The sequence below is a fragment of the Streptomyces pimonensis genome (assembly GCF_041380215.1).
Classification (GTDB): Bacteria; Actinomycetota; Actinomycetes; order Streptomycetales; family Streptomycetaceae; genus Streptomyces; species Streptomyces pimonensis.
In genome coordinates, this window is sequence record NZ_JAHWZY010000019.1 from 82,612 (window position 1) to 101,738 (window position 19,127).

The window sequence follows — 19,127 nt, forward strand, 5'->3', positions numbered from 1 at the left end:
ATCCACCTCGGACTTTGCCCCACGACCGGGAATGCCCGCCCTCCCGGCGGCGCTGGGGACCGTTGACGGGTGATGTACGAGAGGAGTGCGCGAGTGCGGGACGGGGACGACGGAGGACGGCTCGACGTGCCGGAACCGTGGGCCGGGCCGGGAGCAGGCCTGGGAGAGCGCGCCACCCTGGTGCAGTTCTCCAGCGCCTTCTGCGCGCCCTGCCGGGCGACCCGGCGGGTGCTCGCCGAGGTGGCGGCACTGGTGCCGGGCGTGACCCACGTGGAGATCGATGCCGAGGCACGTCTGGACCTCGTGCGCCGTCTGGAGATCGTGAGGACACCGACGGTGCTGGTCCTCGACGCCGCCGGCCGGGTCGTACGGCGCGCGGCCGGGCAGCCGCGCAAGGCCGATGTGATCGCCGCGCTCGGGGAGGCCGTGCGAGGGGCGGCCGGGCCGCGGTGAGGCATCTCCCACATCACGGGACCGGCTTGACTGTGCATGCCACCCGTCGTCAGCCTGGCCCCATGCCTTCGGAACTCCTTCGCCTCCTGCGGGTCCCCGGCCGCCCGACGGCCGCCGTCCGCTCCGCGCGTGTGCCCCGACCGGGTCGGTGAGCAGCCGCGAGCCCGTGCGTCACCTCCCGCAGAAGGACGGTTTCATGACGGCCACGCCCGGCCTGGGCACCGCCCGGCCCGCCTCGCCCGAGCTGTTGCGCTCCGTCTTCCGCAGGCATGCGGCGGGCGTCGCCGTGATCACCGCGAGCGGCGGGTCCGGTCCGGTCGGCTTCACCGCCACCTCCCTCGCCTCCGTCTCCGCCGAGCCTCCGCTGCTGTCCTTCGGCGTCGGCGGCAGAAGCTCCAGCTGGCCCGTGATCGCGACGGGCGAGCACGTCGGCGTGCACCTCCTCGGGGAGCACCAGCAGGAGCTCGCGGAGACGTTCGCGCGCAGCGGCGCCGACCGCTTCGGGCCGGCCACCGCCTGGCGGGAGGGCCCGCAGGGGGTCCCCGTACTGGACGACGTGCCGGCCTGGATGGTGTGCAGGGTGGTGGCCCGGGTGCCCGCCGGCGACCACCGGATCGTGATCGCCGAGGTCCTGTTCGGCGACCCCACGGGTCACGGCCGTCCGCTCCTTTACCACCAGGGACGCTTCAACGGCCTGCGCGACTGAGGTGGGGTCCCCTGCTCGCGAGCCCGTCGAGTTCCGGTTACGCTGCGTTGCGAAGGTCACAGTTCAAAGCGCTTGCTTAGCGGGAAGGAACTGGGTGTACTGACGAGTAACGTTTCGATCGGAGCGCGGGCCGCCCCGACCGGGATCGCCCGCTTCAGGCGCCTATGCTGCCTGCAGGCAGGCAGCCAGAAATGACGATGCAGTAGGAGAGCCGGCGTGAGCTTGAGGATCGTTGTCACCGTGAAGTACGTGCCCGACGCCACTGGCGACCGGCACTTCGCCGATGACCTGACCGTCGACCGGGACGACGTGGACGGTCTGCTCTCCGAACTGGACGAGTACGCGGTCGAGCAGGCGCTGCAGATCTCGGAGAACTCCGACGACGACGTGGAGATCACCGTGCTGACGGTGGGTCCCGAGGACGCCAAGGACGCCCTGCGCAAGGCGCTCTCCATGGGCGCGGACAAGGCGATCCACGTCGAGGACGACGACCTGCACGGCACCGACGCCATCGGCACCTCCCTGGTCCTGGCCAAGGCCGTCGAGAAGGCCGGCTACGACCTGGTGATCTCCGGCATGGCCTCCACCGACGGCACCATGGGCGTCGTCCCCGCGCTGCTCGCGGAGCGTCTGGGCGTGCCGCAGGTGACCCTGCTGTCCGAGGTGTCCGTCGAGGACGGCACGGTCAAGGGCCGCCGCGACGGCGACGCCGCCTCCGAGCAGCTCGAGGCCTCCCTCCCCGCGGTCGTGTCGGTCACCGACCAGTCGGGCGAGGCGCGTTACCCGTCCTTCAAGGGCATCATGGCGGCGAAGAAGAAGCCGGTTCAGTCCTGGGACCTGTCCGACCTCGACATCGACGAGGACGAGGTCGGTCTCGAGAACGCCTACACGGTCGTCGACTCCGCGACCGAGCGCCCGGCCCGCACCGCCGGCACGATCGTCAAGGACGAGGGCGAGGGCGGCAAGCAGCTCGCCGAGTTCCTCGCGAGCCAGAAGTTCGTCTGAGCGGCGAACCTCCACTCGCTTCCCGCCCCTCACCCTTCGCAAGCAGGAGAGAAGAAGTCCCATGGCTGAAGTTCTCGTCTACGTCGACCACGTGGACGGTGCCGTCCGCAAGCCCACCCTGGAACTGCTGACGCTGGCCCGCCGCATCGGCGAGCCGGTCGCCGTCGCGCTGGGCGCCGGTGCCGGTGACACGGTCGCCGCGCTCGCCGAGCACGGCGCGGTGAAGGTCCTCACCCACGAGGCCGCCGAGTACGCCGACTACCTGGTCGTGCCGAAGGTGGACGCCCTGCAGGCCGCCCACGAGGCCGTCTCCCCGGCCGCCGTGCTGGTCCCCTCCTCCGCCGAGGGCAAGGAGATCGCCGCCCGCCTGGCGCTGCGTCTCGGATCGGGCGTCATCACCGACGCCGTCGACCTGGAGGCCGGCGACGAGGGCCCGGTGGCCACGCAGTCGGTGTTCGCCGCCTCCTACACCACCAAGTCCCGTGTCTCCAAGGGCACCCCGGTCATCACGGTCAAGCCGAACTCGGCCGCCGTGGAGGCCGCCCCGGCCGCAGGTGACGTCGAGGCCCTGTCGGTGACGTTCTCCGCCGCCGCGACCGGCACCAAGGTCACCGGCCGTACGCCGCGCGAGTCGACGGGGCGCCCGGAGCTGACCGAGGCCGCGATCGTGGTCTCCGGCGGCCGCGGCGTCAACGGCGCGGAGAACTTCGCGATCATCGAGGCGCTCGCCGACTCGCTCGGCGCCGCCGTCGGCGCCTCGCGCGCCGCGGTCGACGCCGGCTGGTACCCGCACACCAACCAGGTCGGCCAGACCGGCAAGTCGGTCTCGCCGCAGCTGTACATCGCCTCCGGGATCTCCGGCGCGATCCAGCACCGGGCCGGTATGCAGACCTCGAAGACCATCGTGGCCGTCAACAAGGACGCCGAGGCTCCGATCTTCGACCTGGTCGACTACGGCGTCGTCGGCGACCTGTTCGACGTCGTGCCCCAGCTCACCGAGGAGATCAAGAGCCGCAAGGGCTGATCACCCGAGCCGTACCAGGCCCCCGCGACCGGCACCGGTCGCGGGGGCCTCGGCGCGTCAGGGCGGCAGGGCGGCCCGGACCGGCAGATGGTCGCTGGGCAACCGGCCGTCCACCGCGAGGGTGTCGACCGACGCCCGGTGCACCGTGACGCCGGGAGTGGCCGGGACCCAGTCGATGCACGCACCCGTCCCGGAGGCGGTGCCGGCGACGGGACGTCCCCCACCGGCGTCGCCCGCCGCTAGTCCGCCGGGGGCAGCTCGCCGGAGCCGCGGGTGATCAGCCGGGTGGGGAGTTCGATCCGCTCCGGGGTGAGCAGGGTGCCGTCCAGTTGGCGGAACAGCCGCTCGGCCGCGGTCCGGCCGAGGGTCGCCGCGTCCTGGGCGACGACCGTGACGCCCGGCCGGAGCAGATCGGCGAGCTCGATGTCGTCGAAGCCGACCAGGGCGACCCGGCGGGCGTGTCCGGCCAGCACCCGGATCACGGTGACCGTCACCCGGTTGTTGCCCGTGAAGATCGCGGTGACCGGATCCGGGCCGGAGAGCATCTCCTCGGCCGCCCGGCGCACCCGTTCCGGGTCGGTGGCGCCCAGCGACATCCAGGAGTCCGCCACCGTTATCCCCGCGTCCTCCATGGCGGTCCGGTAGCCGCGCAGCCGCTCGGCCGCGGTGTGGATGCGGGGCATGTCGCCGATGAAGCCGATCCGGCGGTGCCCGTGTGCGATCAGGTGGCTCACACCGTCGTGGGCGCCGCCGAAGTTGTCCGAGACGACGACGTCCACGTCGATGTGCCCGGCCGGACGGTCCACGAAGACGGTGGCGACGCCCGCCCTGATCTCCGGCGCCAGATAGCGGTGGTCGTCCCCGGCCGGGATCACCACCAGCCCGTCCACCCGGCGCGCGCACAGCGCCAGCACCAGCTCCTGCTCGCGGTCGGCGTCCTCCGCACTGGAGCCGTTGATCAGCAGGGCGCCGTGCGTGCGGGCCACCTCCTCGACCGCCCGGCTCAGCGGCCCGTAGAACGGGTCCGCGAGGTCCTCCAGGACCAGACCGATGCTGGCGGTGCGGCCCTTGCGCAGCACGCGGGCGCTGTCGTTGCGGCGGAAGCCGAGCGCCTCGATCGCCTCCCGGACGCGGCGCTCCGTCTCCGGCGTGACCCCGGGCTCGCCGTTGACCACGCGGGAGACCGTCTTGAGTCCGACCCCGGCGCGCGCGGCCACGTCCTTCATCGTCGGACGGTTGCCGTAACGGGTCCCTGGGATGCGGTCGGTGCGGCGGGTCGTCTCCGGCACGGTACGGTGTCCTGTCCTGTCGGTCACGGGGATGCGTGGGGCCATGGGGTTGTATGAGGATGTGGCGTCGAGCATAGAGCCTGGACAACGTTGTCAGGCTCGGGGGACACTGTCCCACGCGCACTCCGGCCCGCACCTCGCCGCACGACCGGGCCGTTGCTCGTGCTCCATGTGCCGCCTCGTGGTCGCACATGGTCGTTCTCGGCGATTTCCTGATGCTTCAACGGGGAGAAACGACACTGATGCACACCGACCTCGTGGCCGCGCTCGACATAGGCGGCACCAAGATCGCCGGCGCGCTGGTGGACCGTCAGGGACGGATCCTGGTCCGCGCCCAACGGCCGACGCCCGCGCAGGGGAACGGTGAGACCGTGATGCGGGCGGTCGAGGCGGTGCTCGGTGAACTCGCCGGCTCCCCGCTGTGGCACCGCGCCGGCGCGGTGGGCATCGGCAGCGCCGGCCCCGTGGACGCCTCCGCCGGCACGGTGAGCCCGGTCAATGTGCCCGGCTGGCGGGGCTATCCGCTCGTCGCCCGGGTCCGGGACGCGGCCGGGGGCCTGCCCGTGGAGCTGATCGGCGACGGGGTGGCGATCACGGCCGCCGAACACTGGCAGGGCGCCGCCCGCGGCCACGACAACGCGCTGTGCATGGTCGTCTCGACCGGGGTCGGCGGCGGCCTGGTGCTCGGCGGCCGACTGCACCCCGGCCCCACCGGCAACGCCGGCCACATCGGTCACATCAGTGTGGACCTCGGCGGCGACCTGTGCCCGTGCGGTTCGCGCGGCTGCGTGGAGCGCATCGCGAGCGGCCCGAACATCGCCCGCCGGGCCCTGGACGACGGCTGGCGTCCCGGCCCGGACGGCGACGTCTCCGCCGCCGCGGTGGCCTCCGCCGCCCGGGCCGGGGACCCGGTGGCCGTGGCGTCCTTCGAGCGGGCGGCCAGGGCGCTGGCCGCCGGGATCGCGGCCACCGCGACACTCGTCGAGATCGACATCGCGGTGATCGGCGGGGGGGTGGGCAAGGCGGGCGAGGTCCTCTTCGCCCCCCTCCGCAAGGCCCTCACCGAGTACGCCACCCTGTCCTTCGTCCAGCGCCTCGCCGTGGCCCCGGCCCGGATGGGCACGGACGCGGGCCTGGTGGGCGCGGCGGCGGCGGCGCTGGAGGGCCGGACGGACGCGGCGGTGGTGGGGGTCTGAGGGCCGGGGCCGGGCTCGGGCCGGGTGTGCGTGTCCCGGGCGCGCGGTCGGGTCGCGGGTGTCCGGGGCCGGTGGTCCGGGCGTCGGAGCCGTGGGCGGCGCGAAGGGGCGCGGGAGCTCTCCGGTCCGGGCGCGGACGTCATGGCGTCCGGTCGCCGGCGTCCGGGCTCCGCGGTGCGGCCCGTCGTGTGCGACGCAGCGACGGCCACCGGGGTGCTCCCGGGAACGCGTGCGTGACCCCGAGGCCGTTCCGGCAGTTGAGGCGGGTATGAAGAAGCGCAGCATGCTGGCCATCGCCTCCCTCGCCACCGGTTTCGTCGTCGCGGCGGTCACCCCGTCGCACGCGGTCGCCGACGGTGTCGCCCCGCTCGGCGTCGACGACACCCTCAGCACCCTCGACCGGACCGTCGCCGAGGACAACACCCTGGACCTGGACATCGACCGGGGTGACAAGGCCTGAGAGGCCCCACGGCACGACCGTACGGCGCCGGCGCCCCCGGACGACAGGGGCGCCGGCGCCGTTCCCGTGGTTCTCGCGCGTTCTCAACCGGATCTGGTTTCCGTGGCAGGGTGGAGCGGGCAAGCCACAGGGGGCCAACAGAAGAGGGGGAAACGTGATCGTCTGGGTCAACGGCGCGTTCGGTGCGGGAAAGACCACCACCGCGCACGAACTGATCGAGCTGATCCCGAACAGCACGCTCTTCGACCCCGAGGTCATCGGCGGAGCGCTGGACCAGCTGCTTCCGCCCAAACGCCTCGCCGAGGTCGGTGACTTCCAGGACCTCCCGATCTGGCGACGGCTCGTGATCGACACGGCGGCCGCGATGCTCGCCGAACTCGGCGGGACCCTCGTGATCCCCATGACCTTGCTGCGCCAGGAGTACCGCGACGAGATCTTCGGCGGGCTCGCCGCCCGCCGGATACCGGTCCGGCATGTTCTCCTCGCCCCGGCGGAAACGATCCTGCGGGAGCGCATAGCCGGCCGCGAGGTCCCGGCGGGCCTCCCCGACGGCGAGATGCGCGTCCGGCAATGGTCGTACGACCACATCGAGCCGTACAAGGCGGCCCTCGCCGCCTGGCTCACCGCCGACGCCTACCCGGTCGACAGCGGAACCCTCACCCCCTACGAGACCGCCCTGCGGATAGCCGAGGCGGTCGGCAGCGGGGAGGCGCCGGCCTGCGACATCGTGCAGACGCCCGAACCCGCCGCGGAGACGGTCGCCGCCGGCGTCCTGCTCTTCGACGAGCAGGACCGGGTCCTGCTCGTCGACCCGACCTACAAGCCGGGCTGGGAGTTCCCGGGAGGGGTCGTGGAACGCGGCGAGGCGCCCGCGCGCGCGGGCATGCGCGAGGTCGCCGAGGAGACCGGAATCCGCCTCGGCGACGTGCCGGCGCTCCTCGTCGTCGACTGGGAGCCGCCCGCACCGCCTGGATTCGGCGGCCTGCGGATGCTCTTCGACGGCGGCCGTCTCGCCTCCGCGGATGCCGGACGCCTCCTGCTGCCCGGACCGGAACTGCGCGGCTGGCGCTTCGCCTCCGAGGCCGAGGCCGCCGATCTGCTGCCCCCGGTCCGCTACGAACGGCTGCGGCGGGCGCTGCGGGCACGGGAACGCGGGAAGGCGATGTACCTGGAGGCCGGGGTGCCGGTCGGATGAGACCGGACCGGCGGACGCCGGCCGGCTGCTTGCCGTGCGGGGAGGGCGGACCCGCCCGGCGCTGTGGCGCCGTCGGCCGACGGGGCCGCCCTCCCCGCCCGGCGGGCCCGAACGCTCCGCCATGTCGGGGAAGTCGTCCTCCTCACGGCGTTCCCGGGAACGACCGGACCGCGGTGGTCAGTTCGTGCCGGACGCGTAGGCGCGCAGGAACAGCGCCTCCGCGACCGACAGCCGCTCGAGTTCGTCGGGGGACACGCTCTCGTTCACCGCGTGGATCTGCGCCTCCGGCTCGCTCAGGCCGATGAGCAGGATCTCCGCCTTCGGGTAGAGGGCGGCGAGGGTGTTGCACAACGGGATGGAGCCGCCCTGCCCCGCGTACTGCATCTCCTGGCCCGGGTACGCCACCGCCATCGCGTCGGCCATGGCCCGGTAGGCCGGGCTGGTGGTGTCCGCACGGAACGCCTGCCCCTGACCGATCTGCTCGGTGCTCACCCGCGCACCCCACGGCGTGTGCGCCTCCAGGTGTGCCCGGAGCAGCCCGGTCGCCTCGACCGCGTCGACGCCCGGCGGCACCCGCAGGCTGATCAGCGCGCGGGCGCTCGACTGCACCGACGGCGTGGCGCCGACCACCGACGGGCAGTCGATGCCGAGCACGGTCACCGCCGGACGAGCCCAGATGCGGTCGGCGACCGTGCCGGAACCGATCAGCCCCACCCCGTCCAGCACCTTGGCGTCCTTGCGGAACTGCTCGTCGTCGTACTGCAGTCCGTCCCACGCCTCGTCGCCGGCCAGCCCGTCGACGGTCGTGCTGCCGTCCTCGGCGCGCAGCGAGTCCAGTACGCGTACCAGCGCGGCCAGCGCGTCGGGCGCGGCTCCGCCGAACTGGCCGGAGTGCAGGTTGCCCTCCAGGGTGTCGATCCGCACCCGGACGAGCGTCATGCCGCGCAGGGTGGAGGTGACCGTCGGCAGGCCGGCGCGGAAGTTGCCCGCGTCGCCGATCACGACGGCGTCGGCCGCCAGCAGGCCGGGGTGTTCCTCTGCGTACCGCTCCAGACCTCCGGTGCCCTGTTCCTCCGAACCCTCGACGATCACCTTGACGTGCACGGGTACGCCGCCGTTCGCCTTCAGCGCCCGCAGCGCCAGCAGGTGCATGATCACGCCGCCCTTGCAGTCGGCGGCCCCGCGCCCGTACCAGCGGCCGTCGCGCTCGGTCAGCTCGAAGGGCGGGGTGCTCCAGCCGGACTCGTCCAGCGGCGGCTGCACGTCGTAGTGCGCGTACAGCAGCACGGTCCTGGCGCCCTCCGGGCCCGGCAGGTAGCCGTACACCGACTGCGTGCCGTCCGGGGTGTCGAGCAGCGCCACGTCCTCGAAGCCCTCGGCGGTGAGCGCGTCCGCGATCCAGCGCGCGGCGCCCTCGCTCTCCTCGCGCGGGAACTGGCCGAAGTCCGCGACCGACTTGAAGGCCACCAGTTCGGCGAGCTCCCCCTTCGCCCTGGGCATCAGCGAGGCGACGGTCGCGGCGACCGGATTCGACGACATGGGCACGCTCCTTGTGGGTGCGACGTTGAAGCTGTTGCGAACTTCTTTGTACGAGATGATCGTGCGGTGTGCGTGAGGGCCCGTGTACGGGGCACTTACGCCGCCGATCCTCCCACAGTGGCCCGAGGTGAACGCCGCCGTAGGATGCGGGGGGACAGGAGCGGCAGGCGGCTGGATCGGGAGCAGTAGACCATCGTGAGCAGCGAGAACTCTTCGGCGGACGACGTACGGCAGGTGTGGGACGTCGTCGTGGTGGGCGCGGGACCCGCGGGGGCCTCGGCCGCCTACGCGGCGGCGGTCGCGGGGCGGCGCGTGCTGTTGCTGGAGAAAGCGGAGCTGCCGCGCTACAAAACGTGCGGCGGCGGCATCATCGGTCCCTCCCGCGACTCGCTCCCGCCCGGCTTCGAGCTTCCGTTCAAGGACCGGGTGCACGCGGTGACGTTCTCGAACAACGGCCGCTTCAGCCGCACCCGCCGTTCCCGGCAGATGCTGTTCGGGCTGATCAACCGGCCCGAGTTCGACCAGCAGCTCGTGGAGCACGCGCAGAAGGCGGGCGCCGAGCTGCGCACCGGCGTCGCCGTGCAGCGGGTGGAGCAGCACGGTTCGGCCGTACCGGACCGGCGCACGGTCGCCGTCGTCCTGCAGGGCGGCGAGACGGTGCTCGCCCGGGCCGTGGTCGGCGCGGACGGCAGCGCCGGCCGCATAGGGGCTCATGTCGGCGTCAAGCTGGACCAGGTCGACCTGGGCCTGGAGGCGGAGATCCCGGTGCCGGAGACGGTCGCCGAGGACTGGAAGGGGCGGGTGCTCATCGACTGGGGCCCGATGCCCGGCAGTTACGGCTGGGTCTTCCCCAAGGGCGACACGCTCACCGTTGGTGTGATCTCGCGGCGCGGTGAAGGCGCCGCGACCAAGCGCTACCTGGAGGACTTCATCGGGCGGCTCGGCCTCGCCGGTTTCGAACCGAGCATCTCCTCGGGCCACCTGACGCGTTGCCGCGCCGACGACTCGCCGCTGTCGCGCGGACGGGTGCTGGTGTGCGGGGACGCGGCCGGACTGCTGGAGCCGTGGACCCGCGAGGGCATCTCCTTCGCACTGCGCTCGGGCCGGCTGGCGGGGGAGTGGGCGGTGCGGATCGCCGAGGCGCACGACGCCGTGGACACGCGCCGGCAGGCGCTGAACTACGCCTTCGCCGTCAAGGCGGGACTCGGCGTGGAGATGAGCGTCGGCAAGCGGATGCTGGCCGCGTTCGAACGGCGTCCAGGGGTGTTCCACGCGGTCCTCACCGGCTTCCGCCCGGCCTGGAAGGCGTTCAAGGACATCACGCAGGGCTCGACGACGCTCGGCGAGCTGGTCCGCACCCACCCGTTGGCGCACCGCGCGCTGGTGGCGCTGGACCGGCGTCCCGCGGGTGACGAGGTCAGCTCCTGACGGTGATCCGGAAGACCGGGTGGTCGTGGGCGGCCGCGACGATCTCCGCGTCGGAGGACCGGGCGGTGACCCCCTGGAAGTACTGGTTCACCTCCCAGCCCCACTTCTCCAGGTAGGTCCGCAGGATCGGGAGCTTCTCCTCGTCGGGAAGCTCCACCGCGGTGAAGCTGCGGACCGTGCGGCCCACCCGCAGTTCCCCGCCGCCGGCGGCGCGCATGTTGCGCACCCACTGGGAGTGACCGCGTGCCGAGACCAGGTACTGCCCGCCGTCGTGGGTGTGCGGGTTGACCGGGATGCGCTGCATCCGCCCGCTCGTGCGGCCGCGGACGGACATCTCCGCGGCTCCGGCGAGGCTGAGACCGCGCCGGGCCAGCCAGCCGATGACGCTGTTGAGCCGAACGGCCATGGGACTGCCCTTGAGGTAGTACGGCGCTGACGACGGCATCGGTGACCCCCGGGTCGGAGTAATGGCGAGAGTGCTGCTCTCTTTTGTGAGCGCTGCTCTCGCGGCGTCTCTTCAGTCTGCAGGACTCCGGGCGGCAAAGCAAGAGCGCTGCTCTCGTTTGCGTGCTCCGCTCTCGTTCGTGTTTTCTGCTCTCGTTTGCGTGTGCTGCTCTTGTTCGTGTGCACTGCTCTGGGGCCATGGAACACTGGACGGCATGACCAGCTCCGCACACGGCGTCCGCGCCCGGGCCAGGATCGAAGTCACCGCGGCCATCAAGGAAGAGGCTCGCAGGCAGCTAGCGAAGGAGGGCGCCGCCAAGCTCTCGCTGCGGGCCGTCGCCCGCGAGCTCGGCATGGCGTCCTCCGCGCTCTACCGCTACTTCCCCAGCCGTGACGACCTGCTGACCGCGCTCATCATCGACGCCTACGACTCCCTCGGCGCGGCAGCCGAAGCGGCCGGCGACGCGGCCGCCGACATCGGGCCGGTGGGGCGCTGGACCGCCGTGTGCGAGGGCGTGCGCGGCTGGGCGCTCCGGAACCCGCACGAGTACGCGCTGCTCTACGGCACGCCGGTGCCCGGCTACACCGCGCCCGACACGACCGTCCCGGCCGCCGCCCGCTCCGCCCTCGTCGTCATCGGCATCCTCCGTGACGCACACCAGGGCCTCGGTCTCGCCAAGCCCTCGCTGTCGGCCGAGCTGAGGCCCGAGGCCGTGCGCATGGCCGCCGACCTCGCCCCCGACCTGCCGCCCGAGGCGGTGGCGACGATGGTGGCCGCCTGGGCCCAGCTGTTCGGGCTGATCGGGTTCGAGGTGTTCGGCCAGTTCAACCGGGTGGTGGAGGACCGCGACACGTTCTTCCGTCACGCGGTGGGGCAACTCGCCCACACCGTGGGCCTGGTGTATCCGCAGCAGGGGCCCGCGGGCGCGCCGGGCGGGCGCGCCGCCGAGCCGTCGTAGGAGGCGGGGCCGGACGGACGTACCGCGCCGGGAGTACGCGTGGTCACCGCGCCGGGGTGGTGGCGCACCGGGGCGCCCGGCATCCGGCGTGACGGACAGGGGCGAGCGGAGTGGACACGGTGGCCGGCCGCCGGGGTGGTGGCGCCCGGGGCGGCCGCTTCGGCAGGGCCCGCCCGGCGGGAGCGGCCGGCCACCGAGGGCGGCGGAGGCCGACGCCCTCGGCGGCCCTGGGGCTCCACCGTGCCGCTCACGGAGTTCGGCTGATCGGCTCCGACTTCGCCGAGCACGTCCAGGAGGGTGGACGGGCAGCCCCGGACCCCTTCGGCGGGTCCTGTTGTTCCTGCGGGCGCGGTCCCGCTGTGGCGCAGGCGCCACCCCGTGCTCGTGGCGTCCGGCACGGCGGCCGCCGTCCTGCTCTGTGCGGGAGTGGGCTATCCGTGGCTATCCGTACGGGCCGGTGTTCCTCACCGTCGCCGTGGCCTGCTTCCGTACCGTCGTCCCGGGACACCTGCACGCCGCATGGGCGGCCATGGGCACCCTCCGGGCGGGGCACGTGCTGATCGCCCAGGTGCTGTACCGGTGGCTGCCGCCCTCTCCGGCGAGAAGATCGCCCGTCGTCCGGTCGTCAGTCCGCTCATCGCCAGGACCCACGTCAGCCGTACCATGGTGAAACCGGGCGCCCGTGACCGGGTCCGACCGGTGGTACCGCCCTAGGAGTCGGGGTTGGTGCTGCCCGGTCGGCTGGGCTGATCCGCCCGCCCGAACCGGATCAGCACGGACACCGTGCGGACGGCGAACAGCACCGCCGCGAGCAGCACCCCGGTGCGGCGCAGCACCGTCTCGAAGGCGCCCGGCAGCTCGAAGAGCAGCGCCGGCCCCGTCACGGCTCCGAGGACGACCGCCGCCGCGAACGCCGCGCTGCACAGGGCGTATCCGATCTCGACGGTGATCGCGTCCCGCACGGCCTGACTCCGCCGCCCCCGCACCCTGTCCCGCTCGCCCCCGCATCCGGTCACTCGAGGAGTCAAGCAGGCGTGCGCCCGGCGGGCAAGGGGCCGGGCCGGGGCGCACGCACCGGGGACGGCCGCCTGGCTGCGGGCGCCGGCGCAGCGGCTGTCGCGCGGTCCGTGAGCGTGGCGAGGGGGCGGTGAGGCGACGCCGGCTCCCCGCCGCGCGGAGCACCGGCGGAGCGCGCCCCGCGGCCGGGGCCCGGCGTCCGTCGGGGACAGGGGCGGGGAGCGGAGGGGACATGTCCGGAGGACGTGCGTGCGCATGCCTGCTACGGTGCGCCCATGGCGGCGAAGCAGGCCGAACAGGCGCTCGTGGAACGGTGGCGGGGTGTGCTCGCGCTGCATGCGCGCACCCAGTGCGAGATCGACCGGGCCCTGCACGAACACGGCCTGTGCGCCAGCGACTTCGAGGTCCTCGACATCCTCGCGCAGGGTTCCGGACCGGGCGGCTGCTCCTACCGCGTCCAGGAGATCTCCGAGCGTGTCCACCTGAGCCAGAGTGCGCTGTCCCGGCTGGTCGCCCGGCTGGAGAAGGAGGGCCTCGCCGAGCGCGGGACGTGTCCGGAGGACCGGCGGGGAGTGCGGGTGTCGCTCACGCCGAAGGGCCGCGCGTTGTACGGCGAGGTGCTGCCCGTCCAGCGTGCGGTGCTGGCCCGGATGCTCCCGGACGCCGGCTGACCGGGCCGACGAGGGGCGTTCAGACCACGGCGGACGTCTCCCGCCACAGCGCGGCGAGTTCCGGATTGCCCGTCACCGTCGGCACCGGTGTCCGGTTCCACAGCGCGAGATACAACTGCTCGGCGGTTCCGGTGAGTTCGCACTCCGCGTGCCCGGCCGCGTCCCGGGTGGTCACCGGCGGCTCCCGGGACAGCCGTACGGTCCACACCGCGTCCGCGTCGGTCGCGCGCACCCGCAGGACGCGGGGCGTCCTGGTGCGCACCCGGCTCCTGGGCCGGGCGTGGAAACCGCGCAGCAACTCGTCGACGCCGTCCACGGCGAGATCCGCGGCGATCGGCGACGGTGTGCCGCCGCGTGCCGACTCGGCGTCGAACCGGTGGACGGTCGTCTCGTGCGCCTGCCGGCGGGCCCAGAACGCGAGGGCGGAGGGCGGTCCGGGCAGAAAGGTGAAGCATTCCACGTCGGGCGCCGCGCCGGCCAGGGTGTCCACCAGGCGGCGGTGACCCTCGCGGTACCAGACCACCAGCTCGGGGCCGTCCAGCCCGGGCTGTTCGCCCATCGGGCGCGGCGCGGTGTGCCCGTTCGCGACGAAGGCCGTGGCCCACCGGTGCACCACGCCGGTGTGCCGCACCAGGTCCCGCACGCGCCACCCCGGGCAGGCCGGGACGGCGGCGTCCGCGCCGGCCCGCTCCGCGGCGTCGGCCAGCAACCGGCCCTCCTCCTGCAGTACTTCAAGGAACCAGGCAGTGTCCATGGGCAGAATTCTGCCGTGCGGGCACGCCTGCCGGGGCGCTATGGAAGAGGAGTCCCGCCTGTCGCGTTGACGATCTCCGCGGTGATGTACGACGCCTCCTGCGAGGCGAGGAAGACGTAGGCCGGGGCCATCTCGGCGGGCTGGGCCGGACGCCCGATGGGCGCCTGCTTGCCGAACTCCGCGGTGTCCGGCATGGTGGCCGGGATCAACGGCGTCCACACCGGCCCCGGCGCCACGGCGTTGACCCGGATGCCTCGCTGGATCAGCATCTGCGCCAGCCCTTGGGTGAAGGTGACGATGGCGCCCTTCGTGGTCGCGTAGTCCAGCAGGTGCGGACTCGGCTTGTAAGCCTGCACGGAGGCCGAGTTGATGATGCTTCCGCCCTCCCGCATGTGCGGCACGGCCAGCTTGCACAGCCAGAACATGCCGTACAGGTTGGTCCGCAGTACGCGGTCGAACTGTTCGGTGGAGATCGCCTCGATGCCGTCGGGCTGCGACATCTGGTACGCCGCGTTGTTCACCAGGATGTCGATCCGGCCGAACTCCGACACCGCGCGGTCGATCAGCGCCCGGCAGTTCTCCTCCTCCCGCACGTCGCACGCGACGGGTACGGCCCGCTGGCCGGCCTCCTCCACCCACCGCGCGGTCTCGGCGGCGTCGTCCTTCTCACTGTCCAGGTAGGTGAAGACCACGTCGGCGCCCTCCCGGGCGAACGCCAGCGCGACAGCCCGGCCGATCCCCGAGTCCCCGCCCGTGATCACGGCCTTGCGGCCCGCCAGCCGGCCGCTGCCCCGGTAGGAGTCCTCCCCGTGGTCCGGCGGCGGGTCCATGGGGCCGGTCCAGCCGGGATGCGGCTGGTCCTGGGACGGGAAGCCGGGGGTCGGGTGCTGCTCGACGGGATTCTGCTGCTCACTCACGGTCTCTCCCATGTCCCTGGAGGGGCGATCGGATGATCGGTGTCCGCCGACGGAGGATCGGCGGACACCGATCACCCTGGTACCCCGGCACCGCGCATCTGATCCGGTCCGTTCCACCACCACCCGGACGGCCGGAGGACCGCACGGAGTCGGCCCGCGTGCACGTGGCGGGTCGCGGAGCCGATGACGGTGGCCATCGCCGCCAGTACCGCCACGCCGGTCAGCGCGGCCGGGAGACTGAACCGGTCCGCCATGGAGCCGATCGCGGGCGGGCCGAGAGGCGTGTGCTGCCGTAGCCCAGGGTGGAGGCGGTGGCGACCCCACCGGGGCCCGCGAGCGCGCCCGCCCGCTCGACGGCCACGGGGAACAGGTTCGCGAGCCCGGGACCGGTGGCCGCGTAACCGAGCAGGACCGCCCACAGGGACCGCGCGAGCGCGCCGAGCAGCATGCCGGCCGCCGCGGCGGGACCGCCGGCGAGGACGGTGCCGAGCAGGGCCGGGCCGAGGGCGCTCGCGAAGGCCGCCGGCCCGTCCCCTGACGGCGCGGATGCGCACCACCCGGCCGGCGAGGACGAAGCCGTCGAGGGCGAAGGAGGCGGTCGGGACGACACGGAGCCGGACGAGGCCGGCATCCGGTACCACACGGCGCGATCGGTTTTGTTTGCCAGCGGCACAAAGTCGGGCCAGGGGGCCGTGCGATCCGGTGCAGGGGCGGCCGGACGGGGTGGGCGCGGCCCGTGTGCCGCCGGAAGGGTGGAGGCGTTAACCCGTGTGAACGTCCTGGATGGTGGGGCCGGGCGCCATGGCCGAGCGTGGATCACGCCGGAGCCCGGGACACCCGTGCTGACGAGAAGTCAGCTGCCCGGCCTCCCGTGGAAGGACTCTCAGATGCGCTCTGCCCGCATGGTGCTCGCCACCGCGACGGCCACGGCGGCCCTCGCCATCGCCGCGCCCGCAGCCTACGCCGACCACTCGGGCGACGAGGGGCACGACAAGTCTTCCTACAGCAAGGAGCACGAGGAGGAGAGCAAGGAGCACGACAAGGAGGCCAAGGAGCACGAGGAGTACGACAAGGAGCACGAGGAGGGCAGCAAGGAGTACGACAAGGAGCACGAGGAGGGCAGCAAGGAGTACGACAAGGAGCACGAGGAGGGCAGCAAGGAGTACGACAAGGAGCACGAGGAGTACGACAAGCCGCGCGGAGGCATGAACACCGGCGGTGGGGCCCTGGCCGCAGTGAACGAGGCGGACTGGGACACCGCCAAGGACTCGAAGTACGGCCCCGAGACGTACAAGGGGAAGCACGACTCGCGGAGCGAGGAGTCCTACGGCGGCAAGGAGGACAAGGAGAAGCCGCGCGGCGGGATGCACACCGGCGGTGGTGGGCTCGCCGAGCCCGGTGTCTCCGCGGGCGGCCTGGCCGCACTGGCGGCGCTCGGCGCCGGTGCCTACGCGCTGCGCCGCAAGAAGGCCGCCGGGAGCGTGGCCTGAGCCGTGCCCGGCGCCATAACGGGGCCGTCGTACGTGCCTCGCGCGTCATGACGGCCCCGCTCGCTCGTCCGTGTGCCGTGTCCGAATGAGGTGGTCCTCCCCATGCCGGCCAGTCCCCCTTCCTCCCTCGAAACCGATCAGACGTCGCCGACGCGGCGGAGGCTGCGCGCCGTCATGACGGCGGTCTTCTGGAGCGGAGCCGGCCTGCTGCTGGCCATGACGCTGACGGGCGGCGGGGAGGACCCTCCCGACGACGCACACGGGCCGCGCGCGGCCTCCGCGGTCTCCTCCGCGCCGTCCACGAGCGCCCCGGCCGACGGCGAGCCCACCCCCCGCGCACCGGCGGCCGGGCATCTGCCGCGGTCCGAGCCGACCCGGCTGCTCATCCCCGCCATCGACGTCGACGCCCCCTTCACCGACCTCGCCATCGGCAGCAAGGGGCAGCTGGAGCCACCCCCGCCCCACGACACCAACCTGGTCGGCTGGTACGCCAAGGGAGTCTCCCCGGGAGAACGCGGTACGGCGATCATCGCCGGGCACGTGGACACGACGACGTCCCCGGCCGTGTTCGCGCGGCTCGGCGAACTGAAGAAGGGCGACCGTTTCCGGGTGCTGCGTGCCGACGGCAGCAAGGCGACGTTCGTGGTGGACGAGACGGAGTCCTTCGAGAAGGACGACTTCCCCGACGAGCGCGTCTACGCCGACACTCCCGACGCCCAGGTGCGGCTCATCACCTGCGCCGGGGACTACGACCACGCAGCCAAGGACTACACCGAGAACCTGGTGGTCTTCGCCCATCTCGTCTGAACCGGCTCCGGACCGGCCGGGACGGCGGACTGCCCGGAAGGGGAGGGCGCCTTCCGGGCAGCGGTCCGTCAGACCACGGAGCAGTCCGCGCCGTTGAGGCTGAACGCCGTGGGACTGGGATTCACGCCGGTCCACGAGGCCGTGAAGCCGAGGCCGACCGAGCCCGAGGCGGGGATCGACGCGGTGTACGGGACGGAGGCGACGCTGACCCCGGAACCGCTCTGCGTCGGCGTACCGCCCCACATGTTGGTGATGCGCTGGCCGGCCGGGAAGGTCCAGCGCAGCGTCCAGCCGTTCACCGCCGAGCCGCCCGTGTTGCGGACGGTGACCTCGCCCTGGAACCCGCCGGGCCACTCGCCCGTCACCCGGTAGCCGATCTCGCAGGCGCCCGTCGTGTCGCCGGAGGACGTGGTGACGGTCACCGTGGCGGAGCGCTGCGAGCGGTTGCCGGCGGCGTCCCTGGCGTAGACGGCGAAGGTGTAGGACGTGGCCGGGGCGAGTCCGGTGACGGTGGCGGAGGTACCGGCCGTCGTGGTGACGGTGCTCTCCGTACCGCCGGTGATCCGCACGACGTCGTAGCCGGTGACCCCGTTCGCGTCGGTGGCGGCGCCCCAGGTGAGAGTCGTGGACGAGGAGGTCACCGCCGAGGCGCTCGGAGCGCCGGGAGCGGTCGGGGCCGTGGTGTCGCCGCCGGACCCGGACCCGTAGACCGCGGCCTCCTCGGACGTGGCGGCGATGCCGTCGGCACCCTCGAAGAGGCGCCGGCCCCAGCTGGTCAGCCGGTCCGGGTCGAAGTCGGTGACCATGTCGAGGTACTCGACGCCGCCGCCGTTGCCGCTCCAGGACCAGCCGAGGTAGCCGAGACCGAGCTGCCGGGTGACGGTCAGGATGGTGTCCTCGTCGGGGTCGCCGTCGGAGTGGTTGTGCCCGAACTCGCCGACCACGATCGGGAGTCCCGCCGAGACGAAGCGGCCCAGGTAGTCGCTGATCTCGGCGGCGGTGTCGAAGACGCCGTACATGTGGATGGAGAACACGGTGTTGGCGTCCGGGTCGGCGGCGAAGACGGAAGCGGCGTTGTCGCGCATGGTGAACGCCCAGTCCTGGCCCCAGTTGGGGGCGTCGACCATGATCGTGTGGTCGAACCCGGCGTTGCGCAGCTTCTGGATCGCGGCCTTGGTGTCGGCCGTCCAGGCCGTGTAACCGGTGTTGCCGTACGGCTCGTTGCCGATGTTGACGATGACGTGGTCCTCCTGGCCGGCCAGGGCGCTTTGGACGCTGATCCAGTAGTCGGCGGCGCGGGAGAGGGTGACCGCTCCGCTCTGCTCGCCGTAGCCGGTGGTGTCGTGCACCTCCAGGACGCAGATCAGCCGGTTCTGCTTGCACCGCGCGACGACGTTCGCCACGTCGGCGGCGTCGTTGCGGGTCCAGCGGTCGCCGCTGGACAGGACGACGCGCACGGTGTTGGCGCCCTTGGCCTTGATGTGCGCCAGTGAGTCGAGCCGGTCGGCGTACCAGGTGTGCGCGTGGTTGACACCGCGCATCACGAAGTCGTTCCCGGACGCCTCGAGGAGCCGGCCGTCCTCCACCCGGAACCCGGTGGGCGCCGCGTGCGCCGGAGTGGTGAGGGCGAGGAGAGGGAGGAGGAGTCCCAGGAGGGCGGCGAGCAGGCCGGCGGTCCGTGGGGAGGCGGGCGTACGGGGTCTCATGGCGGCTCCAGCGGGGATGCGGTTGGCTGTCGGTGCCGTGCGGTTGCTCTGTGCGCCGTGCGGTGGT

At 72.9% G+C, this 19,127-nt stretch carries 19 protein-coding genes and 2 pseudogenes; 13 read left to right on the forward strand and 8 right to left on the reverse strand.

From position 1 onward, the window contains the following. Nucleotides 1-72 precede the first annotated feature (72 nt). From KYY02_RS20245 to KYY02_RS20260, 4 genes are all read left to right on the forward strand, one after another. Nucleotides 73-453 (forward strand): thioredoxin family protein, encoded by a 381-nt coding sequence (locus tag KYY02_RS20245; protein ID WP_371239919.1) that lies wholly within the window; start codon nt 73-75, stop codon nt 451-453. Between the two features lie 196 nt (nt 454-649). Further along, nucleotides 650-1,159: a flavin reductase family protein gene (locus tag KYY02_RS20250; protein WP_371239828.1), complete on the forward strand. Its 510-nt coding sequence runs from the start codon at nt 650-652 to the stop codon at nt 1,157-1,159. Between the two features lie 216 nt (nt 1,160-1,375). Next, on the forward strand, nt 1,376-2,164 hold the full coding sequence (locus tag KYY02_RS20255; protein WP_371239830.1) for an electron transfer flavoprotein subunit beta/FixA family protein: 789 nt from the start codon (nt 1,376-1,378) through the stop codon (nt 2,162-2,164). Nucleotides 2,165-2,225: 61 nt separating this feature from the next. Further along, the gene (locus tag KYY02_RS20260) at nt 2,226-3,188 is read left to right on the forward strand and encodes an electron transfer flavoprotein subunit alpha/FixB family protein (protein WP_371239832.1); all 963 of its coding nucleotides are present in this window, start codon (nt 2,226-2,228) and stop codon (nt 3,186-3,188) included. A gap of 239 nt (nt 3,189-3,427) precedes the next feature. On the opposite strand, the gene KYY02_RS20265 is transcribed toward KYY02_RS20260, so the two are convergent. Next, nucleotides 3,428-4,522 (reverse strand): LacI family DNA-binding transcriptional regulator, encoded by a 1,095-nt coding sequence (locus KYY02_RS20265; RefSeq protein ID WP_371239834.1) that lies wholly within the window; start codon nt 4,520-4,522, stop codon nt 3,428-3,430. Nucleotides 4,523-4,719: 197 nt separating this feature from the next. Here KYY02_RS20265 and KYY02_RS20270 point away from each other — a divergent pair, with 197 nt between their 5' ends. The 3 genes from KYY02_RS20270 (at nt 4,720) to KYY02_RS20280 (ending at nt 7,328) form a co-directional block, all read left to right on the forward strand. Beyond that, nucleotides 4,720-5,673 (forward strand): ROK family protein, encoded by a 954-nt coding sequence (locus tag KYY02_RS20270; protein ID WP_371239836.1) that lies wholly within the window; start codon nt 4,720-4,722, stop codon nt 5,671-5,673. 268 nt (nt 5,674-5,941) lie between these two features. Beyond that, nucleotides 5,942-6,133 (forward strand): hypothetical protein, encoded by a 192-nt coding sequence (locus KYY02_RS20275; RefSeq protein WP_371239838.1) that lies wholly within the window; start codon nt 5,942-5,944, stop codon nt 6,131-6,133. A 154-nt stretch (nt 6,134-6,287) separates the two neighbouring features. Then, nucleotides 6,288-7,328 (forward strand): NUDIX hydrolase, encoded by a 1,041-nt coding sequence (locus KYY02_RS20280; RefSeq protein WP_371239840.1) that lies wholly within the window; start codon nt 6,288-6,290, stop codon nt 7,326-7,328. A 177-nt stretch (nt 7,329-7,505) separates the two neighbouring features. Here KYY02_RS20280 and KYY02_RS20285 read toward each other — a convergent pair whose 3' ends face one another. Next, the gene (locus tag KYY02_RS20285) at nt 7,506-8,867 is read right to left on the reverse strand and encodes a dipeptidase (protein ID WP_371239842.1); all 1,362 of its coding nucleotides are present in this window, start codon (nt 8,865-8,867) and stop codon (nt 7,506-7,508) included. Between the two features lie 195 nt (nt 8,868-9,062). Here KYY02_RS20285 and KYY02_RS20290 point away from each other — a divergent pair, with 195 nt between their 5' ends. After that, on the forward strand, nt 9,063-10,295 hold the full coding sequence (locus KYY02_RS20290) for a geranylgeranyl reductase family protein (protein ID WP_371239844.1): 1,233 nt from the start codon (nt 9,063-9,065) through the stop codon (nt 10,293-10,295). Here KYY02_RS20290 and KYY02_RS20295 read toward each other — a convergent pair. Beyond that, the gene (locus KYY02_RS20295) at nt 10,285-10,701 is read right to left on the reverse strand and encodes a nitroreductase family deazaflavin-dependent oxidoreductase (RefSeq protein ID WP_371239846.1); all 417 of its coding nucleotides are present in this window, start codon (nt 10,699-10,701) and stop codon (nt 10,285-10,287) included. The two genes, KYY02_RS20290 and KYY02_RS20295, sit on opposite strands and share 11 nt — an antisense overlap. A gap of 253 nt (nt 10,702-10,954) precedes the next feature. Here KYY02_RS20295 and KYY02_RS20300 point away from each other — a divergent pair, with 253 nt between their 5' ends. Both KYY02_RS20300 and KYY02_RS20305 read left to right on the forward strand, forming a co-directional pair. Next, nucleotides 10,955-11,698, forward strand: coding sequence for a TetR/AcrR family transcriptional regulator (locus tag KYY02_RS20300; RefSeq protein WP_371239848.1), 744 nt, complete (start codon nt 10,955-10,957; stop codon nt 11,696-11,698). A gap of 579 nt (nt 11,699-12,277) precedes the next feature. Beyond that, nucleotides 12,278-12,412 (forward strand): annotated as a pseudogene (locus KYY02_RS20305) (DNA-binding response regulator); the annotation flags it as partial. Here the strand turns inward: KYY02_RS20305 and KYY02_RS20310 are convergent. Then, nucleotides 12,409-12,684: a DUF6332 family protein gene (locus KYY02_RS20310; protein WP_371239921.1), complete on the reverse strand. Its 276-nt coding sequence runs from the start codon at nt 12,682-12,684 to the stop codon at nt 12,409-12,411. The pseudogene KYY02_RS20305 and the gene KYY02_RS20310 sit on opposite strands and share 4 nt — an antisense overlap. Nucleotides 12,685-12,990: 306 nt before the next feature. Here KYY02_RS20310 and KYY02_RS20315 point away from each other — a divergent pair, with 306 nt between their 5' ends. After that, the gene (locus KYY02_RS20315; protein ID WP_371239850.1) at nt 12,991-13,386 is read left to right on the forward strand and encodes a MarR family winged helix-turn-helix transcriptional regulator; all 396 of its coding nucleotides are present in this window, start codon (nt 12,991-12,993) and stop codon (nt 13,384-13,386) included. A 19-nt stretch (nt 13,387-13,405) separates the two neighbouring features. On the opposite strand, the gene KYY02_RS20320 is transcribed toward KYY02_RS20315, so the two are convergent. The 3 genes and pseudogenes from KYY02_RS20320 to KYY02_RS20330 form a co-directional block, all read right to left on the reverse strand. After that, nucleotides 13,406-14,140, reverse strand: coding sequence for a maleylpyruvate isomerase family mycothiol-dependent enzyme (locus KYY02_RS20320; protein ID WP_371239852.1), 735 nt, complete (start codon nt 14,138-14,140; stop codon nt 13,406-13,408). Nucleotides 14,141-14,178: 38 nt separating this feature from the next. After that, nucleotides 14,179-15,057 (reverse strand): SDR family oxidoreductase, encoded by an 879-nt coding sequence (locus KYY02_RS20325; protein WP_371239854.1) that lies wholly within the window; start codon nt 15,055-15,057, stop codon nt 14,179-14,181. Nucleotides 15,058-15,218: 161 nt separating this feature from the next. Further along, nucleotides 15,219-15,541 (reverse strand): annotated as a pseudogene (locus tag KYY02_RS20330) (MFS transporter); the annotation flags it as partial. 403 nt (nt 15,542-15,944) lie between these two features. Between KYY02_RS20330 and KYY02_RS20335 the strand changes: the two are divergent. Then, nucleotides 15,945-16,547: a hypothetical protein gene (locus tag KYY02_RS20335; protein WP_371239856.1), complete on the forward strand. Its 603-nt coding sequence runs from the start codon at nt 15,945-15,947 to the stop codon at nt 16,545-16,547. A gap of 102 nt (nt 16,548-16,649) precedes the next feature. Beyond that, nucleotides 16,650-17,354, forward strand: a complete 705-nt coding sequence (locus tag KYY02_RS20340; protein ID WP_503167869.1) for a class F sortase — start codon at nt 16,650-16,652, stop codon at nt 17,352-17,354. Nucleotides 17,355-17,422: 68 nt separating this feature from the next. Here KYY02_RS20340 and KYY02_RS20345 read toward each other — a convergent pair whose 3' ends face one another. After that, on the reverse strand, nt 17,423-19,060 hold the full coding sequence (locus KYY02_RS20345; protein ID WP_371239860.1) for a cellulase family glycosylhydrolase: 1,638 nt from the start codon (nt 19,058-19,060) through the stop codon (nt 17,423-17,425). Nucleotides 19,061-19,127 lie beyond the last annotated feature (67 nt).